This window comes from Citrobacter sp. BDA59-3 (assembly GCF_015167655.1).
In the GTDB taxonomy this organism is placed as follows: Bacteria; Pseudomonadota; Gammaproteobacteria; order Enterobacterales; family Enterobacteriaceae; genus Phytobacter; species Phytobacter diazotrophicus.
This window is the reverse complement of sequence record NZ_CP063427.1, coordinates 2,626,388-2,647,785: the sequence shown is the minus strand read 5'-3', so window position 1 is coordinate 2,647,785 and position 21,398 is coordinate 2,626,388. Positions and strand designations below refer to the sequence as shown.

The window sequence follows — 21,398 nt, the reverse complement described above, 5'->3', positions numbered from 1 at the left end:
TGATCAATTGTACATATTGACGGCAAAATGCTAGCGGTCTATTCTCATCTGAATTAAAAATGTTAGCGCAAACATTATTACCGTTCACAGGAGTCAATCATGACCGTAAGTGCGAATTCCGCTGCTGTAACCTATGCCAAAGCGCAGGGTGTAAAAACTGCCGCCGAAACCGGCGACCGTATCGAGTGGGTAAAACTCTCCCTCGCGTTCCTGCCACTGGCTACCCCCGTAAGTGATGCGAAAGTGCTGACCGGTCGTCAGAAACCGCTGACCGAAGTTGCCATTATCATCGCGGAAATTCGCAGCCGTGACGGTTTCGAAGGTGTCGGTTTCAGCTACTCGAAACGTGCAGGCGGCCAGGGTATTTATGCTCACGCCAAAGAAATTGCCGATAATCTGCTGGGCGAAGACCCGAACGATATCGACAAAATTTACAGCAAGCTGCTGTGGGCTGGCGCATCCGTAGGCCGTAGCGGCATGGCCGTACAGGCCATCTCCCCTATCGACATCGCGCTTTGGGATATGAAAGCAAAACGTGCCGGTCTGCCGCTGGCAAAACTGCTCGGCGCGCACCGTGATTCCGTGCAGTGCTACAACACCTCCGGCGGCTTCCTGCACACACCGTTGGATCAGGTTCTGAAAAACGTGGTGATCTCCCGTGAAAATGGCATCGGGGGTATCAAACTGAAAGTCGGTCAGCCGGACACCAAAGAGGATATCCGTCGTCTGACCGCCGTGCGTGAAGCGCTGGGCGATGATTTCCCGCTGATGGTTGATGCGAACCAGCAATGGGACCGCGAGACCGCCATTCGCATGGGGCGTAAAATGGAGCAGTTCAATCTGATCTGGATTGAAGAGCCGCTGGACGCCTACGACGTGGAAGGCCACGCCCAACTGGCCGCCGCACTGGATACGCCCATAGCGACCGGTGAAATGCTGACCAGTTTCCGCGAACACGAACAGCTTATTCTGGGCAACGCCAGCGACTTCGTTCAGCCGGATGCCCCACGCGTTGGCGGTATCTCTCCGTTCCTGAAAATCATGGATCTGGCCGCGAAGCATGGCCGTAAACTGGCCCCGCACTTTGCCATGGAAGTGCACCTGCACCTCTCTGCCGCCTACCCGCTTGAGCCGTGGCTGGAGCACTTCGAATGGCTGAACCCGCTGTTTAATGAGCAGCTTGAACTGCGCGATGGCCGCATGTACGTCTCCGACCGTCATGGACTGGGCTTCACGCTGAGTGAACAAGCGCGCGCCTGGACTCAGCTAAGCTGTGAATTTGGCAAACGTCCGTAACAGGTCATAAAGACGGGAGATATTCCCGTCTTTATTAATTGCAGCATGAAAACTGGCATATTTATGCCCCGCTGTTTCGCCATATTATTGTACTCCCGACGGAGCAGCGTTTTTATTTCTCGCGCACGCAATATAAATAACCCGCTACAGTCACAGGCTGCGTCAACATCCTGGCATTATCCCTGCCCGTCACTTCTAAATATATTTATTACGCTTATCCATTTACCCTTAAAAAACAGCAGCCGATTAACATCTTTTAATTTCATCCATAAATAATGTAATTGCAGAATATTTGTGATCTTGAGGGCACATTTATACATTTATTATGGATCCGCTCGGGGTATTTTTATATAAATGTTAGCGCAAACATACATAAAGAAAAGGAGTATTCCATGACCTTGATTGCCTGTACTGGCGCCATCTTATGCCGAGAGACAACGTACCCACTCTGCCATAGCAACCGTGTGCTGCCGCTGGCTGGCCTGCTTGTCCGTTCGTTCAACGCTACGGAGTAAATAGCCGACAGGGCCATTCCCGTTTAATACACACGTCGGGGGAAACCTCGTCGAGGAATCGATTATGAGTAATGTTATTAAGCGCACCAGCGTGCGCCACGGTATTCTTATTTTCTTATTTCTGGCTACGGTATTTAACTATGCTGATCGCGCGACCCTTTCAGTGGTCGCTCCCATCATGAGTAAAGAATTAGGCTTTGATCCAGAAGCACTCGGACTGGCCTTTTCGGCATTCGGCATTTCGTATGTCATTATGCAAATCCCCGGCGGATGGCTGCTGGATAAATATGGTTCGCGCCTTGTTTATGGCTGCGCGTTAATTGGCTGGTCAATCGTCACCATGTTTCAGGGAACAATTTATCTTTTTGCCAGTCCGTTAATTGTATTGGTTATTTTGCGCCTGCTGATGGGGGCGATTGAAGCACCGGCCTTTCCGGCGAACAGCCGCCTGAGCGTGCAGTGGTTCCCCAATAAAGAGCGCGGTTTCGTGACGGCAGTTTATCAGGCCGCACAGTACATCTCGCTCGGGATTGTCACGCCGCTGATGACGCTTATCCTGCATAACATGAGCTGGCACTACGTGTTCTATTACATCGGCGCTATCGGTGTGGTGCTGGGAATTGTCTGGCTGGCGAAGATTCGCGACCCGCTACAGCACAAGAAAATCAACCAGCAGGAGCTGGATTATATCCGCGAAGGCGGCGGCGAACCGGAGCTGGGTAATGCGAAGAAATCGGAAAAGATTTCCCTTGCCCAGATCAAAAGCGTCTGTGTGAATCGCATGATGATCGGCGTGTATATCGGTCAGTTCTGCGTAACGTCTATCACCTGGTTCTTCCTGACCTGGTTTCCGACCTATTTATATCAGGCAAAAGGGATGTCGATTCTCAAGGTCGGGTTTATTGCCAGTATTCCGGCGATCGCCGGGTTTATTGGCGGTCTGATGGGCGGTGTGTTTTCTGACTGGCTATTAAAACGCGGTTATAGCCTGACCACTGCGCGCAAATTCCCGGTTATCTGCGGCATGTTGCTCTCCTGTGTGATTGTGGTGGCAAACTACACCCAGTCAGAAGTGGTGGTCATTGCCGCCATGAGCCTGGCCTTCTTCGCCAAAGGCTTCGGTAATTTAGGCTGGTGCGTACTGAGCGATACCTCGCCGAAAGAAGTGCTGGGCATTGCGGGTGGCGTCTTTAATATGTGCGGCAACCTGGCCAGTATTATTACGCCTCTGGTGATTGGGGTGATTCTCTCCAGTACCCAGTCGTTTGATTACGCCATTTTGTATGTGGGATCGATGGGCTTAATTGGCCTGTTCTCTTATCTGTTTATTGTCGGTTCGCTGGAGCGTATTCAACTTACGCCTTCCGCCGCCTGAAAATGAACGTATGCTGCTTCGCATCCGGCGAAGCAGCATTTTCGTCTCTCACAACACCTTCGATAAAAACTGCCTTGTCCTTGGATGCTGAGGATGGTTGAGCACCGTGTCGCTGTCGCCCTGCTCCACAATTTTGCCATCTACCATAAACACCACCTGATCCGCGACTTCGCGGGCAAAACCGATCTCGTGCGTAACCACCACCAGGGTTGTACCGGAACGGGCCAGCTTTTTGATGACATCCAGCACTTCGCCAACCAGTTCCGGATCCAGCGCAGAGGTGGGTTCATCGAACAGCATTACCCGTGGGCGCAGCGCCAGCGCGCGGGCAATGGCAATGCGCTGCTGCTGCCCACCGGAAAGATGGCGTGACCAGGCATCCGCTTTATTGCGCAGCCCTACCACATCGAGCAACTGATACGCCTGCTCAATGGCCTCTTTGCGACTGAGCTGCTGATGAGCTATCGGCGCTTCAATCAGGTTTTCCAGTACCGTGAGGTGCGGGAACAGATTGAAGTTCTGAAACACATAGCCCACGTTTACCCGCTGGCGCAGGATCTCGCGCTCTTTCAGCTCATAGAGCTTATCCCCTTTGCGGCGATAGCCAATATAGTCGCCATCAATCTGAATAAAGCCTTCATCGACACGCTCCAGATGATTAATGGTGCGCAAAAGCGTCGATTTGCCGGAGCCGGAAGGTCCGAGAATCACGGTCACGGTGCCTGGCGGGATCTCAAGCGACACATCATCCAGCGCCTTATGGCGACCGAAATATTTGCTGACGCCGGTAATCGAAATATGACCATTAAGAGAGGCTGGCATGAATCGGCTCCTGTGGTTGCGCGACACGGGCAGGTGTCGTAGCCCGCACCCGGCGGGAATTGACGGCGGAGCGACGTTCGCTGCGCGCCAGCCAGAGTTCAACCAGATGCTGAATCACCGACAGCACGCTGGTAATCACCAGATACCACACGGCACCCACCATCAGTAGCGGGATCACCTCCTGGGTGCGGTTGTAGATCATCTGAATGGTGTAGAACAGCTCCGGCATCGCCAGCACATAGACCATCGCCGTTCCCTTAGCGAGACTGATAATTTCATTAAAACCGGACGGCAAAATGGTCCGCAGCGCCTGCGGCAGAATAATGCGCAAGGTGCGTCGCCAGGCAGGAAGCCCTAATGCGGCGGCGGCCTCATACTGCCCGTGATCGACCCCTAAAAAACCACCACGAATGATTTCCGCCGTATAGGCGCTTTGCACCAGCGTCAGGCCAACCACCGCCGTGGAAAATTGCCCCAGCACATTCACCGTTTCGTAGTGCGCCCAGCTCAGTCGCGTAAACGGAATGCCAATCGTCAGCGTGTCATAGAGATAAGAGAAGTTGTAGAGAATAATCAGTACCACAATCAGCGGCAGTGAACGAAACAGCCAGATATAGCTCCACGCCAGGCTACTCAACAGCCAGGAGCTGGACAACCGCGCCAGCGCCAGCACGCCGCCAAAGATAACGCTTAATGCCGTACCGAGTAGCGTTAATAACAGCGTCTGACCCAGACCTTCCAGGATCACGGGATCAAAGAACCAGCGGGCAAAAACGCGCCACTCCCAGCGTGGGTTAAAGGCGATGGACTGGACTACAATCGCCAGTACGATCAACGCGATAACAGCCCCGACGATCCGCATTGGGTAGCGTGCCGGGACGACTTTGACAGACTCTGTCGTTTTCATGTTTATCCCTCAGGCAGTTTTACTGAGCGTGTCGACCGCTAACGTCTTGGTAAACCGCAGTCGGCCATCGAACGGTGGCTGGCTGTACTCCTCCGGGTCGCGCGTCAGATCGAACTGCGCTTCATACCCCTGGCGAAGATAGAGCTGCACCGCTTCCGGCTGACGAAAGCCGGTGGTCAGAAAGATGCGGCTGTAACCCGCCAGCACCGCGCGCCGTTCCAGTTCGTCCACCACTCTACTGGCCAGCCCCTGCTTGCGCAGGGTGTGTTGTGTCCAGATGCGTTTGATTTCCGCCGTGTGGGCATCTTTCGGTTTGTACGCGCCGGTGGCGATAATCGCCCCGTCACGCTCCAGCACAATAAATAGCCCCTGCGGCGGCAGATACCACTCCGTCAGTTCCACCTCGGCATCTTTAGAAAAATAATCGCCATAACGGGCGGCATATTCGCCAAACAAACCGGCTATCACCGGCTGTAATTCCGGTGCGTCGGGGGAGATATCACGGAAACGTTCGCTCATCTGCGCCTCCTTAGTCGCCCAATCCGGCGGGGTTGATTTCTGAGGTCGGGATCTTCTCAACGCCCTCACCCCAGCGATTGAGCACTTTTTCGTAGTCGCCATTTTTAATGACGCCATTAAGCGCAATCTGTACCGGCTCCACCAGGCCGCTGCCTTTTTTTAGCGTGACCGCGATATGCGCCGCTTTCGGCCAGCCGCCGTCCACGCTGCCTACCAGACGGGTTTTATTGGTCAGTGCGGCTTTCCAGGCGCCAATCACATTCGGGCCAAAGAAGGCATCCGCACGACCGGACTGAAGTGCCAGCGTCTGGGCGGCATCATCTTTGGTGTAGACCGGGGTGAACGGTTTGAGCCCTTTCTTTTCGTTTTCCGCATTCCACGCCAGCAGAATGGCCTCCTGATTGGTGCCGGAGCCGACGATAATACGCAGCCCGGCGATGTCCTCTGCCTTCTCAATGGCTTTGATCGGGCTACTGGATTTCACGTAAAAGCCGAGGGAATCTTTGCGGTAGGTGGCGAAATCAAACTTCTCTTTGCGCGCTTTGGTGACGGTGATATTGCTGATTGCCGCATCATATTTGCCGGAGGTGACCCCGAGCGGCCAGTCCTCCCAGGAGGTCGGCACCACGTTCAGTTCCAGACCGAGGCTGTCGGCAACCAGACGGGCGATATCCACCTCACTGCCGAGCAGGGTTTTGTTGTCATCAGAAAAAACCGTCAGCGGCGGCGAGTTAAGGGCGGCCACCGCCACCGTAAATTTTCCCGGTACCGCCAGATGATAATCTTTCGGCAAGCGGGCCACCGCGTCGGCATTGCGCGGCGTGTTAATGGGCGTTTTGTTGGCTTCAAGGCTAACGCCGGTGCCGTTAATCGTGACGTCATTGGCCCAGACCAGCGGCGTAAACGCCAGTGTCACTGCGAGGAGGAGCGATGATTTCTGCATAGCGTATTCTCTTTATTGTTTTGTGAATTGATTCGCAGGTTGTTGTAAGCCAAGACTTTCACGCAGGGTCGTGCCGGGATAGGCCTTACGGAACAGACCGCGAGCCTGCAAAATCGGCACCACGGTATCGACAAAGCGCGGGAAGGTATCCGGCGTGCCGCCCTGGATGATAAAACCGTCGGCTGCCCGCTCGTCGAACCACTGTTGCAGGCCGTCTGCCACCTGCTCCGGGGTGCCGGAAAAACGCGGGCGCGGTGAGGCCGCCTCCAGCGCCACCTGACGCAGCGTTAAGTGGCGCTCACGGGCATGACGTTTGATTTCATCGGTGGTACTGCGAAAACTGTTTTGCCCCAGAGTGCCAATGTCCGGGAAAGGTTCATCCAGCGGGTACTGACTAAAATCATGGTGTTCGAAATAACGGCCAAGGTAATTGAGCGCATCCTGAATGGAGACCAGCGCTGCGGTGGTCTGATATTGCTGCTCAACGTCCTGCGCATTATCACCGACAATCACGCTGACGCCCTGGAAGATATGTAATTCATCTTCGCGACGGCCATTTTTAATCAGTTGCGCTTTGACATCGCGATAAAAATGTTTGGCCTCGTCGAGCGTCTCGTGGTGGGTGAAAATCGCATCGGCATGTCGTGCCGCTAGTTTCTTGCCATCATCAGATGCGCCCGCCTGAAATATAATGGGTCGTCCCTGCGGCGTGCGGCCAATATTCAGTGGTCCGGCGACCTGGAAAAAATCGCCACGATGATTAAGCGTATGCAGTTTTTGCGGGTCAAAGAATTGCCCTGTCGCTTTATCGCGAATAAAAGCATCCTCTTCCCAGGAGTCCCAAAGTCCTTTCACCACGTCCAGATATTCATCGGCGATGCGATAACGCAGCGCATGTTCCGGGTGCTGCTGGCGAGAAAAGTTTTTTGCCGAGCCCTCCAGCGGCGAGGTGACGACGTTCCAGCCCGCGCGCCCGTTGCTTAAATGGTCGAGGCTGGCAAACTGACGCGCCACAGTAAAAGGTTCGCTGTACGAGGTCGACAACGTGCCAACCAGCCCTAAATGGCGAGTGACGCTTGCCAGTGCCGATAATACGGTGATGGGTTCAAAGCGGTTTAAAAAATGGGGAATGGATTTTTCGTTAATATAGAGACCGTCGGCGACAAATAAAAAATCGAGTTTTCCCTCTTCGGCTTTTAATGCCGTTTCCTGAACAAAAGCAAAATTAATGCTGGCGTCGGCTTTGGCTGCCGGGTGTCGCCATGCGGACATATTTCCGGATGCGCCATGCAATATGGTGCCCAGGCGTAGTTGACGAGCTTGTGACATAATCCATCCTCATTTTCAGGCAACAGGTTCCCCGGAGCTGTCGCCCCAGGTTGTTTTATTCCGTTATGGCTGGAGTAAGGCTTTTTCAGCCAGCAACGCGAAATAGCGTGCGGCGTCTTCAATTAATGCTTCGTCAGGATTAAACGATGGATGGTGCAAGCCATATTCACTGGCGCTGCCGATACTGACAAACGCACCGGGAATATGTTCGAGATAGACAGCAAAATCTTCCCCGCCCATATGCAACTGTGCGACCTGCGTGTCATAGCCGTGCCAGTCCGCAACGTCGCGGGTAAAGGCGGCCCAGCGTTCATCGTTAACCAGCGCCGATGGGCCTTCGAACCAGCGCACGGTGATCTCTGCATCAAAGGCGCGGGCCAGTCCGGCAGCGATATCATTGACGCGCACCTTCACTTTTTCACGCACCTCACTGCGGTGGGTACGCAGCGTGCCTTCCAGTTCGACCTGCTCCGGCAGCACATTCCAGGTATTACCGCCCTGCATCCGGGTAACGCTCAGTACCACCGAATCCAGGGTATCCACATTCCGGCTGGCGATGGTTTGTAGCGCGACCACAAGCTGGCTGGCGAGCAGGATGGCGTCATTACCTTCATGGGGACGCGCGGCGTGCGCCCCTTTACCGCCAACCTGCACGACAAAGCGGTCAACGTTGGCATAAAACGGGCCGCCGCGCGTGGCGAACGTGCCCACGGGCAGGCCAGGCTCATTGTGCATGCCAAAAATAGCGCTGACACCGTTTAGCAAGCCTGCCTGAATGAGCCGCTTTGCGCCGCCGAAATTCTCTTCCGCGGGCTGGAAGATCAGCCGCACGCGTCCCGGTAAAGTGGACTCTTTCTCTTTTAGCAACAGTGCCGCGCCGAGCATGACACTGGTATGGATGTCGTGGCCGCAGGCATGCATCACCCCTTTATTACGCGAGGCATAAGGCACGTTGACCGCCTCTTCAATTGGTAATGCATCAATGTCCGCGCGTAGAGCAATCACCTTGTCGCCACTGCCCACCTCCGCGACCACGCCCGTAGGCAGGGTGGTGGGGACTAAGCGCAACCCGGCATTTTCCAGCCAGTGGCTTACCCGGCGGCTGGTTTCAAACTCCTGTAACGACAGTTCCGGGTACTGATGCAATTCACGCCGCCAGTCAATCAGTTGTTGAGCAAAACTCATTGCGCCACCTCCTGGATAACCGTGTTCTGCCGCCAGGATTCACTCAGCAGACGCAATGAAGCAATTCGCGCATTGGGGTCAACCAGCGGGTTATCAAGAATGAATTCATCCACGCCAAATTCCGCTGCCAGCGCATCCAGCCCGGCCAGCACAGTTTCTGCGGTGCCTTTAATCAGCGACGGTTCCCGGCGGAAAATTCGTACCGCCGGGCTTCCGGCCTGACGCGCGAAGGCCTGAGCCTGGGCTTCGCTGGCAACGCTGACCCGTTGGCCGTTTTCCAGTTCAACCCCCCAAATCTCCACCTGCTGCGCCAGCCGTTCGGCATCGTTTTGCGTGTCGGCAACAATCACCTGCACGGCGACTATCAGGTCGCGCTGACTCAGCGCTCGCCACTGCGTGACAACGTCACGTAGCAATGTTCTGTCACCATTGAGATGGGCCGCAAAAACGAAATTCCAGTCGAGTTTTGCCGCCAGTCGCGCGCTCTCAAGGCTCGCGCCGAGCAGAAAACCCTGCGCACGTTCTGTGGGAAGCGGCGTGGCGGCCAGAGATTCCGCATCGGCAGTAGCCTGCTTCGCATTAAGCCAGTTATCCAGCTCACCGAGTTGATCGGCAAAGCTCCCCTTATCTTCCGGGTGCAATCCTCGCTGTAATGCGCGTGTGGACAGAGGCAGTCCGCCCGGCGCTTTACCGATACCGATATCGATACGGCCAGGAGCCAGCGAAGCCAGCACGTTGAAGTTTTCCGCGACTTTATAGGGGCTGTAGTGTTGCAACATGACGCCGCCGGAGCCGATGCGGATCCGCTGCGTTTGTCCGGCAATCCAGGCGATAAGCAGTTCAGGGGACGGGCTGGCGAGTTGGGACGTATTGTGATGTTCCGCAATCCAGAAGCGGTGAAAACCGCCTCTTTCAGCCTGTTGCGCCAGTTGTAACGTACGGTTCAGCGCATCCTGTGCGGTTTCATTTTCCGCAATCGGGCTTTTATCCAGCAAACTCAGACGATAAGACATGCAGTACGCTCTTATGGGGTAACATGTCTGCATTATTGGAATGGGCTTACGGCCTTGTGAAACAATTAATTTACATTAAATAAGCAAAAAATTTGCAAAGTAGCCCCCGCAGAGGGACGGTAGTCATTATTTGCGCTTATGAATAAGCCCGCATGCCCCTGTGCCGTGCAACCTCGCCGATATCATCTTTCCTTTTGCATGCTTAGTCATTTCTGCCGTCTTTTTCGCCATATTGAATCAGTTAAACTGTCAAGTAACACTTACGTCACAAATTCAACTCATACCCATCGTTTTTTCGTCTCGTATGTTTTGCGTCGCCAAAAAAATGCAGGTAGGATGCTGCGCCATGTTGTGTCTTATTCATACGTAGAATGATTGAAAAGACAGAACGTTTTCCCAACAGAGCAAACGATTGTCTTGCTGCTCTGTGGGGTCGAGGAAGTTCCAAAAGATTCAGACAGGTCAACGGGTAACGCAATGAAAACAACCAACAACAACGCGGCGGAGCATCAGGCCGCGAAACGACGCTGGTTAAACTCTCACGAGGAGGGTTATAACAAAGCGATGGGCAACCGCCACGTACAGATGATCGCTATCGGCGGCGCAATCGGAACGGGGTTATTCTTAGGCGCCGGAGCGCGTCTGCAGATGGCGGGGCCATCACTGGCGATCGTTTATCTGGTTTGTGGTCTTTTCTCTTTCTTCATCTTACGTGCGCTGGGTGAACTGGTATTACACCGCCCTTCCAGCGGCAGTTTTGTCTCGTATGCCCGTGAATTTATGGGTGAAAAAGCGGCCTATGTCGCCGGTTGGATGTATTTCGTAAACTGGGCGATGACCGGTATCGTGGATATCACCGCCGTTGCGTTATATATGCATTATTGGGGTGCGTTTGGCGATGTACCGCAGTGGGTATTTGCCCTTGGTGCGCTCGCCATCGTCGGGACCATGAATATGATCGGCGTGAAGTGGTTCGCTGAAATGGAGTTCTGGTTCGCACTGGTCAAAGTACTGGCCATTGTCGCTTTCCTGGTTGTCGGGACTATCGTCCTGGGATCCGGTAAACCGCTGGACGGCAACGCGACGGGTTTCCATCTGATCACCGATAATGGCGGCTTCTTCCCTCACGGTCTGCTCCCTGCGCTGGTTCTGATCCAGGGTGTGGTCTTCGCCTTTGCCTCTATCGAGTTTGTCGGTACCGCAGCCGGTGAATGTAAAGACCCGGAAAAAACCGTACCGAAAGCGATCAATAGCGTTATCTGGCGTATTGGCCTGTTCTACGTTGGTTCCGTGGTGCTGTTGGTTCTGTTGCTACCGTGGATGGCGTATCAGCCGGGGCAGAGTCCGTTTGTGACGTTCTTCTCCAAACTGGGCGTGCCGTACATGGGCGACGTGATGAATATCGTGGTCCTGACCGCTGCGTTGTCGAGCCTGAACTCCGGCTTGTACTGCACTGGGCGTATCCTGCGTTCTATGTCGATGGGGGGGTCCGCGCCTAAGTTCATGTCCAAAATGAACAAACAGCACGTACCGTACGCGGGGATCCTCGCGACCCTGGCGGTCTACGTTGTGGGCGTGTTCCTGAACTATCTGGTTCCGGCGCAGGTGTTTGAAATCGTTCTTAACCAGGCGTCTGTAGGCATTATCGCATCGTGGGGCTTTATCGTGCTCTGCCAGATGCGTCTGCGCAAAGCCATCAAACAAGGCAAAGCGGCGGAAGTCAGCTTTAAAATGCCTGGGGCACCGTTCACCTCCTGGTTAACGCTGATGTTCCTCTTCTCTGTGCTGGTTCTGATGGCGTTTGACTACCCGAACGGCACCCTGACCATCGGTTGTCTCCCTCTGCTGATTGTGCTGCTGGTGATTGGCTGGTTCGGTGTGCGTAAACGCGTAGCGGAAATTCACAGCACCGCGCCGGTCGTGGCTGACGCTACCGCTGCTCCCACTGAGCTTGTAGAAGAAACCGCGAAATAATCTGACGTGTAAAAATAAAAGCCAGCCAGGTATGCCACCGGCTGGCTTTTTTTATGCGCGCTTAGAGGGCAATACGGATGATGTCGTCCGGCGCTGTGGCCTCTTTCTCTTTGCTGGCCGCCTGTTTCACGCTGACATAGAGCGTCTGACCATCGGCGGAGAGTGCCAGGCTGTTCGGATGCGTTGGCGTATCGAAGGTTTTCACCACGTTATAGGTTTTGCCATCAATCACGCTGACTTTGCCCGCCTGACGATGGGTGACATACGCTTCGTTACGCGTCGGGTTAAACAGCACCGCCAGGGATTCCGGCGCGGCGATTTTTTGCACTACAGCCCCATTACGCAGATCAACGACCAGAACCTCAGGCGCTTTGGAGTCGGTAATAAAGGCGCGATGGCCTGCGGTGTCCAGGCTCAGGTTCAGATAGAAGTGCTCTTTACCGTCATCCTGCAATTTCTTACGCGCCACAATTTTGTGGCTGGCGGTGTCGATAGTCAGCAATTCCCCGTCACTATTGGTGGTATACAGGCGTTTTGCCGCCGCATCGATGGCCAGACCCGTACTGAATTTACCGGTCCCCGTAATGGTGTATTTGAGCGTCATGGTTTCGCCATTTACGGCCCAAATCACACTCTCATTGCCGATACCGCTGATGTAAACGGTATTAGTCGTTTCATCCACCACCAGTTCACGCGGCTGCAGCGGACGCACAGTTTCACTGCGCTTACGGTCATCAAGTACCAGGCGCCCTTTCACATCGCCCGTTTTTGCGTCAATGGCAGTGACGGCGCCATTAGTGGTATTACCCACCCACAGGGTTTGCGTCCGTGAGTTAATGGCGGCACCGAACGGCTTGAGATCGTTATGGACAGCCAGCGTCACGTCCAGTGAAAGTGGGTCCAGACGGTAGACCACGCCGCCTTTATCGGTTTTACGGCTTTGTGAGGTAGCCACCCACAGCGCGTTGTCCTGTTGGCTCCAGGCCATTTCGTAGGCACCTTTACCGACCGGTTTACGCAGCATCTCTTCGCTGGCCTGGGCGTGAAATGCCCCGGCGAGCAGCAGTGAACCTAACAACAGTGAACGACGCAGACGTGGCGCAGATAAATGACGTAAAGACATGACGACTCCCTTTGATAAACAAATATAGTTTTGCTTCACATGCTTCCATGACGCCGGGGTCATAGCCCCGCCTTATTAATTGAGAATAGTAATCATTATTACGTGCAATGTGGAGCATTAAGTCTGTTTTTACTGTCATCGGCGGTAACGTCTACACTTTTTGTTAACGTAATGTGCCCTTAAAGTTTTCATGAATTGTTAAAGATATTAACATTACGCCATGTTCCCATTTGGTTCGTTTCTTATTCTGGTCAATTTATGAATATTTTTGCCCTTTCAAGAACAGCGTTTCCAGCGCTGTTACTTCCGGTCATCTACGCGCCTGCCGTGCTGGCGGCCGACAATGAACAAACGATGATCGTCAGCGCGACACCCCGCACAGTTTCAGAGCTCGACACCCCGGCGGCTATCAGTGTCGTGAACGGCGACGATATTCGTCAGGCCACGCCCCAAATCAACCTCTCGGAGTCGCTGGGCGGCGTGCCTGGCTTACAGGTGCAAAATCGCCAGAACTATGCGCAGGATTTACAGCTCTCCATTCGCGGTTTTGGTTCCCGCTCGACCTATGGCGTGCGCGGAATCCGCATGTATGTCGACGGTATTCCTGCCACCATGCCGGACGGACAGGGGCAAACCTCGAATATCGATCTCACCAGCGTCGAGAGTATCGACGTCCTGCGCGGCCCCTTCTCTGCACTCTACGGCAATGCATCTGGCGGTGTGGTGAATGTGACCACTCAGACGGGCCATCAGCCAACGGAACTTGAAGCCAGTAGTTATTACGGCAGTTACGGAAGCTGGCGCTATGGCACTAAAGCCAGCGGCGCGGTGGGTGATGGCACACAGCCGGGTGATGTGGATTACACGGTCTCATCGACCCGTTTTGTCACCCACGGCTATCGCGATCGCAGCGGTGCGCGTAAAAATCTTGCCAACGCCAAACTGGGTGTACGTATCGACGAGGCCAGTAAGCTGACGCTGATTTTCAATAGCGTTGACATCAAGGCGAACGATCCGGGCGGTCTCACAAAAGAGGAGTGGCACGATAACCCGCGCCAGTCACCGCGTGCCGTACAGTACGACACGCGCAAAACGGTTAAGCAGACACAGGCCGGATTGCGTTATGAGCGCCAGCTCAGCGCGCAGGACGATATGAGTGTCATGATGTACGCCGGGGAGCGTGAAACTACCCAGTACCAGTCAATTCCTCGCGGCCCCCAGTTGAACCCACAGCACGCCGGGGGCGTGATCGACCTGAGCCGCCATTACCAGGGGATCGACACCCGCTGGACCCATCGCGGCGAACTGTTGGTACCGGTGACTATCACCAGCGGGTTGAATTACGAAACCATGAGCGAGCAGCGCAAAGGCTATGAAAACTTTGTGATGGTCAATGGCGCGCCGGATTATGGCCGCGAAGGGAACTTGCGTCGTAACGAACGCAACCTGATGTGGAACGTCGACCCTTATGTGCAAACCCGTTGGCAGTTAACCGATAAGCTGTCGCTGGATGCGGGTCTGCGTTATAGCTCGGTCTGGTTTGATTCAAACGATCACTATATTACGGCGAGCAACGGCGATGACAGCGGTGATGCCAGCTATCATAAATGGCTGCCTGCCGGGTCGCTGAAATATGCGCTGACCGATAGCTGGAATCTCTATGCGGCGGCGGGACGTGGTTTTGAAACGCCTACCATTAACGAGCTCTCTTACCGTTCTGGCGGACAAAGTGGACTCAATTTTGCCCTTAAACCATCGACAAACGATACCGTCGAAATCGGCAGCAAAACTCGCGTGGGTTATGGCTTACTCAGTGCAGCACTCTTTCGCACCGATACCGATAACGAAATTGTCACCGATACCAGTAGCGGCGGACGCACCACTTATAAAAACGCCGGCAAAACGCGCCGTCAGGGTGCGGAGCTGGCGCTCGATCAGCAGTTCGCCGGAAACTGGCGGGCAAAACTGGCGTGGACGTATCTGGATGCGACCTACCGCAGCGACGTCTGTGGCGACAGTAATTGCAACGGCAACCGGATCCCCGGTATCGCGCGCAATATGGGCTTTGCATCACTGGGCTATGTCCCCGAACAAGGCTGGTATGCGGGTGCGGATGTGCACTATATGAGTGATATCGCCGCCAATGACGAAAACACGGCAACCGCACCGTCCTGGACGGTGGTCGGCCTGAATACCGGCTATAAATTTAACTACGGTAACTGGATGATGGATGTCTTCGGGCGCGTGGATAATCTGTTTGATCGTGAATATGTGGGCTCGGTGATTGTTAACGAATCCAATAACCGTTACTACGAACCGGCGCCGGGGCGCAATTATGGCGTAGGTTTGTCGGTTGCCTATCGCTTTGAGTGATGGCGGTTGAATAACCAGAGGCCCTCTTTTTGCAAAGCGGGCCTCTGTCGTATCAGAAGGTCGTCCAGCCGTCGTCGCTGGTCACCTCAGCCGGTTTACGCGGCGTTGAGACTGGCGGCTGCGGCCTGGCAGGCGTCGATGATTTTACCGGCGTCGCGCCCGACTCAAGACGGAATGTCGCAACCAGTTGCTCCAGGCGTAACGCCTGCTCTTCAAGGGATCCTGCTGCACTTGACGACTCGCTCACCAGGGCGGCATTTTGCTGCGTGGTACTGTCCAGTTCACCCACCGCGCGGGCAATTTGTTCAATCCCGCGGCTTTGCTCCTCAGAGGCAGAAGAAATTTCACCCATGATGTCATTAACACGGGTGACCGACTGCACCACTTGCCCCATCGTTTCCCCGGCCTTAGCCACCAGTTCACTGCCGGTATTGATGCGAGACACCGACTCGGTAATCAGTTGCTCGATATCTTTCGCCGCCTGGGAACTGCGCTGAGACAGGCTACGCACTTCGCTGGCGACCACCGCAAAGCCGCGCCCCTGCTCTCCCGCACGGGCTGCTTCTACCGCCGCGTTAAGTGCAAGAATGTTGGTCTGGAAGGCGATACTGTTGATGACTGCGGTAATGTCGGCAATTTTGTTTGAGCTGTTGTGGATCTCACTCATCGTTTTCACCACATCGCGCATCACGTTGCCACCTTCGCTGGCCGTGTTCGAGGCCTGCGCCGCAAGCCTGCTGGCATTACGCGCGTTATCCGCGTTGTTTTTCACCGTCGCGGTTAACTCTTCCATACTGGCCGCCGTTTGCACGACGGCGGCGGCCTGTTGCTCTGTACGAGAAGAGAGATCGGTATTGCCTTCGGCAATCTCCGTTGCCGCATGGGAAACCTGCGCCACGCTATTACGAACGTCAAAAATCATCTCGCGAAGACGGCTATTCATACGCCCCATTGCAGCGGTGAGTTTGCCCAGTTCGTCGTCGCTTTGCGCGGTGATCTGCGAACTGAGATCGCCACTGGCGATACGCTCGGCCAGCGCCAGGTTATGGACAACAGGACGGGTGATCTGGCGAATAATCCACCACGAGACAATTACGCCAATCAGAATGGCAATAATGCCGATAATGGCCGCTGTGGTACTGGAGTTATCCGCCAGCGCATCGTTATAGGTTTTCACCCGTGCAATCAGTTTCTTGATGTCAGCGCTGCTGTCATCGCCAGCGACTTTAACTTTATCCTCAGCCGTTTTGATCGCCTGAACCGCAGTAAAATAGTTGATGCTCAGGTCGCGATAACGGACGGTTTCATCCCACAATGCCTGCATCGGAGAAACCAGCTCAGCCGGAAGCTCGCCTGAAAGCGTTTGTCCTCCAGCCTGCGCTTTGTTGAAGCGATCATCGAGAATATCGCGCGTCTCTTTCGTCGGGCTAAAACGCACCATTAACGCGGCATCGCGCACCCCACCGATGGCAATCAATTGATCAAAAATCCGGGCGCTTAATGCGTTATCAGCCACAGGTGTGGAGATGAGTGAACTAAAGCGTGCGCGCCTATCGTCTGTTCCGAGCTGGTCCAGAGTCTCGCGAACGGATTTCATGGCGTTCGTCACCTGCTGCATTTCCGCAGCCCCTGCTTCAAAGTTTGCCAGATGGCCTGACAGCGTATGCAACAGCGCGCTCTCGTCATCATTCCATGACATTTCACCCGCACTGGCGGTGAGTTGCGACGCATGTTTTACGTAGTCGGACATGATCGGACCGGCTTTCTCATCACCATAAAGATACTTCAGGCGGTTAATCTTGGCCTGAAAGACCTCAATGTTAACGCTATAAATCAGGTTGGTTTTTGCGTAGACGTCGCGGATCTCTTTAAACCGCAATACGCTCAGAACGGTAGCAATGGCAACCAGAAAAAGCACAATGCCAAAGCCAACAGACAGCTTTTTACTGATAGTTATATTTTTCAACCCCTGGCTAAAAGACATCCCAAACTCCTTGCGTCACATCAATGTTAGCGCTCAACTTAGCACTCATCGATTATCGGCAGGCAGCCCAGGGAGTTAAGAGGGAAAATCGCTGAAGACAAAAAACGTGATGATGATGCTCCCCTTTGCCAAATTTTTGGTGGGGAGCATTTAAAAATCATCAAATTGCACTGAATGATTTCAAGACTAAACTATCACTCAGCTATTGAACTGCTTTAACAGTATGCCTGCGCCATCATCAATGGTGCGGTATATTGCTTTTTCGCAACCGTTTTCGTCGCCTTTCTCGAATGCGGATAATAAATCGCTATAATCATATCCACGCGATAACTCAGGTGATGAAGGATAAAGATAATTAAAGCATGGGCCAATCCGAACCCATAATTGTTCAATTATTGCGGCAAGCGTGGGCATTTCCGCATAATGATATACGGCAAAGCGAAATACGCGATTCGACTGCAAAGTCAATTCAGTATTTCCTGTTTTTGCTGCCTCACTAAAAGCCTCGGCAAGAATACGCAATTCATGAACTTTACCTGCCGTCATATTTTTGCAGGCAGCGCGTACAGCCATACCCTCAAGCTTTTTGCGAATATCACTAATTTCTATGAATCGTGCCTTACCCACGTCCGGAACAAGGAATGCTTGCGCAGGAGTAGCATGAAGTGCCCCTGCGGAAACAAGACGCAGTAATGCTTCCCTGACAGGCGTAATACTGGTTCCTAATTGATCTGCAATTTCTTTCGTGATGAGCCGGGCGCCAGGTTTAAGCGCACCAATAATAAGCGCACTCTTTAGACTGGCTTCTACCTGCATAGTAAGGCTCGTCCGCTGCGCTTTTTCCAAATCAAGCATGTGATTGTGTCCCGTCCAAATTCTTATTTATTTTCAGCCTGGTAGCGTGTCGGTGAACATAATTTACGAAGATATATTATGTATAAGCATGCCTGGTATTGGATTGACGCGTAAAGTTAGAACAAAATGTTATTTTTTATGCACAACTACCAGGAACCGTTACCGATAAGGTCGTCGATTCCTTATGCTTGTATAATTAAAGACGTTTTTAAAAATTTTGCACGTATTATGATGACGGTTTTCACCGTCACCACCATTTTTAGTTATCCTCGCCGACGCGAATCACAACTTTACCGAAGTTTTTCCCGGCAAGTAAGCCAATAAAGGTCTCTGGCGCGCTTTCAAGTTCGTCAGTGATTTGCTCGCGATAATGGATTTTCCCCTCTTTAACCCACTGCGACATGTCACGCTGAAATTCGTTGATGCGGTGACCATAATCCTGGCTAATAATAAACCCCTGCAAGCGAATTCTTTTTTTCAGGAGCGTCCCCATTAATAACGGGATACGATCCGGACCATCCGGCAAAGAGGTCGCATTATAACCACTAATCAACCCGCACAACGGAATTCGTGCTGCGGTATTCAATAATGGCAATACAGCATCAAATACCTTGCCGCCGACATTTTCGAAATAAATATCGATGCCTTGTGGACAGGCTTTCGCCAGTTGTTCGGCAAAATCGCTGGCATGGTGATCGATACAGGCATCAAAACCAAGTGTATCGACCGCATGGCGACATTTTTCACTGCCGCCGGCAACGCCCACAACCCGGCACCCTTTGAGTTTACCTATCTGGCCGACCGTCGCCCCTACCGGACCTGTAGCCGCAGCGACGACCAGCGTCTCTCCCGCTTTCGGCTGCCCGATATCCAGTAACCCCATATAGGCAGTGAAACCCGGCATTCCGAGCACGCCGAGCGACCACGATGGATGTTCAGGATTTTCGCCGAGTTTGACGAGCCCTTCACCGCCGGAAATCTCGTAATCCTGCCAGCCGCTGTAGCCCAGCACCCAGTCGCCTTCGTGGAAATCGTTATGCTGTGAGTGTACGACGCGACTGATGGTAGCGCCGCACATGACGCCATCAACCGGCACCGGCGGACTGTAAGATGGCGCATCGCTCATCCTGCCGCGCATATAGGGGTCAAGTGAAAGGTAGACGGTTCGCAGCAGCACCTGGCCTTCGCCTGGGGTGGCAATGGTATCTTCTTCAAGCCGAAAATTGTCGACTGTCGGCGCGCCCTTTGGCCTTGAAGCCAGAACCCAACGGCGGTTGCGGTCATGTTGTTGTTTCATGTTGCTCTCCTGTTCCCATGAAAAGTTCTATTGATACTAGTCGTGGAAAACAGGAGATGCACATCCATTATTAACTGCCTGGATTAAGGCGCACTACCAGGTAGCGACAGGATGTGTCGGTTTCATTAATGAAGCGACAGTCATTCGGCGGGCCGAGCTCCAGGCAATCCCCCGCTTTCATTTCATGGCGCGTATCACCCTCCATAAAGACCAGCTCCCCCTCCTGCAACCAGATCAATTGCCTGGCAAGTGCGTAGGAAGAAGCGGGCATCGGGATATTGCTACCAGCGGGTAAATCGATTTGTACCAGGTCGATGGGCAGATCGCTGCGCGGCGAGATATGACGGCGCAAATAATGCGTCTGTGGGTCGCGCCAGACGGGCTGGTCGGCAAAGCGCAACAGCTTTCCTTCTTGCATCTCAGCGCGTGCAATCAGGGTAGACATGCTAATGCCAAACGCCCCGGATAAGCGGGCAAGCAGTGTCGCCGTAGGGCTACTTTCCCCGCGTTCAATCTTATGGATCATGGCGCGCGAGACGCCAGCGCGCTCGGCCAGTTCGCTAAGCGACCAGCCTCGTGATTCCCGTTCAACACGAATTCGCGCACTGATCCGTTGATTTATGCTGTCTGTAATAGTATTCATATCGTAATACTATAGTGAACAAGCACTGAGGTTCAACCATGAATATTCGTTACGCCAGTAAAGACGATTGCGCGGCAATTGCAGAGATCTACAATCACGCCGTCGTGCACACTGCGGCCATCTGGAATGACAAAACTGTTGACGTGGATAACCGGATTGCCTGGTTCGAAGCACGCGCGCTACTGGGTTATCCCGTACTGGTAAGCGAAGAAGGTGACGTTGTCACTGGCTATGCGTCGTTTGGCGACTGGCGCGCGTTCGACGGTTTCCGTCACACGGTCGAGCATTCTGTCTACGTCCATCCGGATCACCAGGGTAAGAAAATCGGTCAGGCGCTGATGGCGCGACTGATTGACGAGGCTAAACGTGTTGGCAAACATGTGATGGTTGCTGGCATCGAGTCGCAGAACCATGCCTCTATCCATCTGCATGAGAAACTGGGTTTCACCGTCACCGCACAGATGCCGCAGGTGGGCACCAAATTTGGCCGCTGGCTGGATCTGACGTTTATGCAGTTGCAACTGGATCAGCGCCAGGACCCGGACGCCATCTGATGAATCAGACCCTTACCCTCTGCTTTCTGGTTGCCGCTGGCATTGGCCTGGTGGTGCAAAACACCCTGATGGTACGCATCACCCAGTCGTCGTCCACTATATTGATCGCGATGTTGCTGAACTCGCTGGTGGGGATCGTTCTGTTTGTCAGTATTTTGCTGGTGAAATACGGTCTGTCCGGCTTTAGCGAACTGGTGGCAACCGTCCGCTGGTGGACCTTGATTCCCGGCCTGCTCGGTTCGTTTTTTGTCTTCGCCAGTATCAGCGGCTATCAGTACGTGGGGGCCGCCACCACCATTGCCGTGTTGGTAGCCAGTCAGTTGATTGGAGGGCTGGTGATGGATGTGGTCAGAAGTCAGGGGGTGGCACTCAAAGCCCTGATTGGCCCGGTATGCGGTGCGGTTCTGCTGGTGATTGGCGCCTGGCTGGTTGCCAGACGCCAGTTCTGATTTACAGGATACTGCCACCTTTGGTGAGCTGCTCGCGTCGCGCTTCCATATCCTCTTTATGCTGACGACCATGCTGCGAGATGGCGTGGCGCAGGCGCTGTTGCTGGGTATAACGCTCTTCCCGGCTCAGCGCGCTATCGTCGCTCAGTGCAATCAGCAGCTCATTCATATTTGCAATCACGCTTTGTGCAATGGTTTCGTCCACGCGGGCGATTACCTCATCCAGATGTGACATGCCTCCC

General features: G+C 53.8%; 18 protein-coding genes and 1 pseudogene. 7 read left to right on the top strand and 12 right to left on the bottom strand.

Features of this window, described 5'->3' with window-relative positions; genetic code table 11:
• Positions 1 to 99: 99 nt before the first annotated feature.
• From IP582_RS12420 to IP582_RS12415, 3 genes are all read left to right on the top strand, one after another.
• Positions 100 to 1,296, top strand: a complete 1,197-nt coding sequence (locus IP582_RS12420; protein WP_039079073.1) for an L-talarate/galactarate dehydratase — start codon at positions 100 to 102, stop codon at positions 1,294 to 1,296.
• A 392-nt stretch (positions 1,297 to 1,688) separates the two neighbouring features.
• Positions 1,689 to 1,811, top strand: a complete 123-nt coding sequence (locus IP582_RS25465) for a hypothetical protein (RefSeq protein WP_255520043.1) — start codon at positions 1,689 to 1,691, stop codon at positions 1,809 to 1,811.
• Positions 1,812 to 1,875: 64 nt separating this feature from the next.
• The gene (locus IP582_RS12415; protein WP_071194157.1) at positions 1,876 to 3,186 is read left to right on the top strand and encodes an MFS transporter; all 1,311 of its coding nucleotides are present in this window, start codon (positions 1,876 to 1,878) and stop codon (positions 3,184 to 3,186) included.
• 48 nt (positions 3,187 to 3,234) lie between these two features.
• Here the strand turns inward: IP582_RS12415 and IP582_RS12410 are convergent, their stop codons facing one another.
• The 6 genes and pseudogenes from IP582_RS12410 to IP582_RS12380 all read right to left on the bottom strand — a co-directional run bounded on the left by IP582_RS12410 (position 3,235) and on the right by IP582_RS12380 (position 9,904).
• Positions 3,235 to 4,008: an amino acid ABC transporter ATP-binding protein gene (locus IP582_RS12410; protein WP_039079075.1), complete on the bottom strand. Its 774-nt coding sequence runs from the start codon at positions 4,006 to 4,008 to the stop codon at positions 3,235 to 3,237.
• The gene (locus tag IP582_RS12405) at positions 3,992 to 4,915 is read right to left on the bottom strand and encodes an amino acid ABC transporter permease (protein ID WP_193796137.1); all 924 of its coding nucleotides are present in this window, start codon (positions 4,913 to 4,915) and stop codon (positions 3,992 to 3,994) included. The genes IP582_RS12410 and IP582_RS12405 overlap by 17 nt, the downstream gene beginning before the upstream one ends.
• 9 nt (positions 4,916 to 4,924) lie before the next feature.
• Positions 4,925 to 5,434, bottom strand: coding sequence for a GNAT family N-acetyltransferase (locus tag IP582_RS12400; RefSeq protein WP_193796136.1), 510 nt, complete (start codon positions 5,432 to 5,434; stop codon positions 4,925 to 4,927).
• A 10-nt stretch (positions 5,435 to 5,444) separates the two neighbouring features.
• Positions 5,445 to 7,706 (bottom strand): annotated as a pseudogene (locus IP582_RS25355) (NtaA/DmoA family FMN-dependent monooxygenase).
• Positions 7,707 to 7,769: 63 nt separating this feature from the next.
• On the bottom strand, positions 7,770 to 8,891 hold the full coding sequence (locus IP582_RS12385; protein WP_193796134.1) for an amidohydrolase: 1,122 nt from the start codon (positions 8,889 to 8,891) through the stop codon (positions 7,770 to 7,772).
• Positions 8,888 to 9,904, bottom strand: coding sequence for an LLM class flavin-dependent oxidoreductase (locus tag IP582_RS12380; protein WP_193796133.1), 1,017 nt, complete (start codon positions 9,902 to 9,904; stop codon positions 8,888 to 8,890). The genes IP582_RS12385 and IP582_RS12380 overlap by 4 nt, the downstream gene beginning before the upstream one ends.
• 477 nt (positions 9,905 to 10,381) lie before the next feature.
• Between IP582_RS12380 and ansP the strand changes: the two genes are divergently transcribed.
• Positions 10,382 to 11,878 (top strand): L-asparagine permease, encoded by a 1,497-nt coding sequence (ansP, locus tag IP582_RS12375; protein ID WP_039079082.1) that lies wholly within the window; start codon positions 10,382 to 10,384, stop codon positions 11,876 to 11,878.
• Positions 11,879 to 11,939: 61 nt separating this feature from the next.
• Here the strand turns inward: ansP and IP582_RS12370 are convergent, their stop codons facing one another.
• Complete coding sequence (locus tag IP582_RS12370; protein ID WP_193796132.1) at positions 11,940 to 13,001, bottom strand: YncE family protein; 1,062 nt, start codon at positions 12,999 to 13,001, stop codon at positions 11,940 to 11,942.
• Between the two features lie 258 nt (positions 13,002 to 13,259).
• On the opposite strand from IP582_RS12370, the gene pqqU reads away from it, so the two are divergent.
• The gene (gene pqqU / locus IP582_RS12365; RefSeq protein ID WP_193796131.1) at positions 13,260 to 15,374 is read left to right on the top strand and encodes a TonB-dependent receptor PqqU; all 2,115 of its coding nucleotides are present in this window, start codon (positions 13,260 to 13,262) and stop codon (positions 15,372 to 15,374) included.
• Between the two features lie 52 nt (positions 15,375 to 15,426).
• Here the strand turns inward: pqqU and IP582_RS12360 are convergent, their stop codons facing one another.
• The 4 genes from IP582_RS12360 to IP582_RS12345 form a co-directional block, all read right to left on the bottom strand.
• The gene (locus tag IP582_RS12360) at positions 15,427 to 17,358 is read right to left on the bottom strand and encodes a methyl-accepting chemotaxis protein (RefSeq protein WP_193796130.1); all 1,932 of its coding nucleotides are present in this window, start codon (positions 17,356 to 17,358) and stop codon (positions 15,427 to 15,429) included.
• Between the two features lie 198 nt (positions 17,359 to 17,556).
• The gene (locus tag IP582_RS12355) at positions 17,557 to 18,213 is read right to left on the bottom strand and encodes a GntR family transcriptional regulator (RefSeq protein ID WP_193796129.1); all 657 of its coding nucleotides are present in this window, start codon (positions 18,211 to 18,213) and stop codon (positions 17,557 to 17,559) included.
• Positions 18,214 to 18,472: 259 nt separating this feature from the next.
• Positions 18,473 to 19,510 (bottom strand): NADP-dependent oxidoreductase, encoded by a 1,038-nt coding sequence (locus IP582_RS12350; protein WP_193796128.1) that lies wholly within the window; start codon positions 19,508 to 19,510, stop codon positions 18,473 to 18,475.
• Between the two features lie 70 nt (positions 19,511 to 19,580).
• Positions 19,581 to 20,153, bottom strand: a complete 573-nt coding sequence (locus IP582_RS12345; protein ID WP_193796127.1) for an XRE family transcriptional regulator — start codon at positions 20,151 to 20,153, stop codon at positions 19,581 to 19,583.
• A gap of 38 nt (positions 20,154 to 20,191) precedes the next feature.
• On the opposite strand from IP582_RS12345, the gene mddA reads away from it, so the two are divergent.
• Both mddA and IP582_RS12335 read left to right on the top strand, forming a co-directional pair.
• Positions 20,192 to 20,707: an L-methionine sulfoximine/L-methionine sulfone acetyltransferase gene (gene mddA / locus IP582_RS12340; protein ID WP_039079089.1), complete on the top strand. Its 516-nt coding sequence runs from the start codon at positions 20,192 to 20,194 to the stop codon at positions 20,705 to 20,707.
• The gene (locus IP582_RS12335) at positions 20,707 to 21,156 is read left to right on the top strand and encodes a DMT family transporter (protein ID WP_193796126.1); all 450 of its coding nucleotides are present in this window, start codon (positions 20,707 to 20,709) and stop codon (positions 21,154 to 21,156) included. Before mddA ends, IP582_RS12335 begins: the two co-directional genes overlap by 1 nt.
• Position 21,157: 1 nt before the next feature.
• Here IP582_RS12335 and IP582_RS12330 read toward each other — a convergent pair whose 3' ends face one another.
• Positions 21,158 to 21,391: a DUF2526 family protein gene (locus IP582_RS12330; RefSeq protein ID WP_039079091.1), complete on the bottom strand. Its 234-nt coding sequence runs from the start codon at positions 21,389 to 21,391 to the stop codon at positions 21,158 to 21,160.
• Positions 21,392 to 21,398: the final 7 nt, after the last annotated feature.

What these genes read in the sequence shown, in the direction of transcription:
- IP582_RS12385 (WP_193796134.1), bottom strand. Translation starts at nt 8,891, where the DNA reads ATGAGTTTTGCTCAACAACTGATTGACTGGCGGCGTGAATTGCATCAG.
- IP582_RS12350 (WP_193796128.1), bottom strand. Translation starts at nt 19,510, where the DNA reads ATGAAACAACAACATGACCGCAACCGCCGTTGGGTTCTGGCTTCAAGG.
- pqqU (WP_193796131.1), top strand. Translation starts at nt 13,260, where the DNA reads ATGAATATTTTTGCCCTTTCAAGAACAGCGTTTCCAGCGCTGTTACTT.
- IP582_RS12370 (WP_193796132.1), bottom strand. Translation starts at nt 13,001, where the DNA reads ATGTCTTTACGTCATTTATCTGCGCCACGTCTGCGTCGTTCACTGTTG.
- IP582_RS25465 (WP_255520043.1), top strand. Translation starts at nt 1,689, where the DNA reads ATGACCTTGATTGCCTGTACTGGCGCCATCTTATGCCGAGAGACAACG.
- IP582_RS12410 (WP_039079075.1), bottom strand. Translation starts at nt 4,008, where the DNA reads ATGCCAGCCTCTCTTAATGGTCATATTTCGATTACCGGCGTCAGCAAA.
- IP582_RS12400 (WP_193796136.1), bottom strand. Translation starts at nt 5,434, where the DNA reads ATGAGCGAACGTTTCCGTGATATCTCCCCCGACGCACCGGAATTACAG.
- IP582_RS12405 (WP_193796137.1), bottom strand. Translation starts at nt 4,915, where the DNA reads ATGAAAACGACAGAGTCTGTCAAAGTCGTCCCGGCACGCTACCCAATG.
- IP582_RS12380 (WP_193796133.1), bottom strand. Translation starts at nt 9,904, where the DNA reads ATGTCTTATCGTCTGAGTTTGCTGGATAAAAGCCCGATTGCGGAAAAT.
- mddA (WP_039079089.1), top strand. Translation starts at nt 20,192, where the DNA reads ATGAATATTCGTTACGCCAGTAAAGACGATTGCGCGGCAATTGCAGAG.
- IP582_RS12355 (WP_193796129.1), bottom strand. Translation starts at nt 18,213, where the DNA reads ATGCTTGATTTGGAAAAAGCGCAGCGGACGAGCCTTACTATGCAGGTA.
- IP582_RS12335 (WP_193796126.1), top strand. Translation starts at nt 20,707, where the DNA reads ATGAATCAGACCCTTACCCTCTGCTTTCTGGTTGCCGCTGGCATTGGC.
- IP582_RS12360 (WP_193796130.1), bottom strand. Translation starts at nt 17,358, where the DNA reads ATGTCTTTTAGCCAGGGGTTGAAAAATATAACTATCAGTAAAAAGCTG.
- IP582_RS12420 (WP_039079073.1), top strand. Translation starts at nt 100, where the DNA reads ATGACCGTAAGTGCGAATTCCGCTGCTGTAACCTATGCCAAAGCGCAG.
- IP582_RS12345 (WP_193796127.1), bottom strand. Translation starts at nt 20,153, where the DNA reads ATGAATACTATTACAGACAGCATAAATCAACGGATCAGTGCGCGAATT.
- IP582_RS12330 (WP_039079091.1), bottom strand. Translation starts at nt 21,391, where the DNA reads ATGTCACATCTGGATGAGGTAATCGCCCGCGTGGACGAAACCATTGCA.
- IP582_RS12415 (WP_071194157.1), top strand. Translation starts at nt 1,876, where the DNA reads ATGAGTAATGTTATTAAGCGCACCAGCGTGCGCCACGGTATTCTTATT.
- ansP (WP_039079082.1), top strand. Translation starts at nt 10,382, where the DNA reads ATGAAAACAACCAACAACAACGCGGCGGAGCATCAGGCCGCGAAACGA.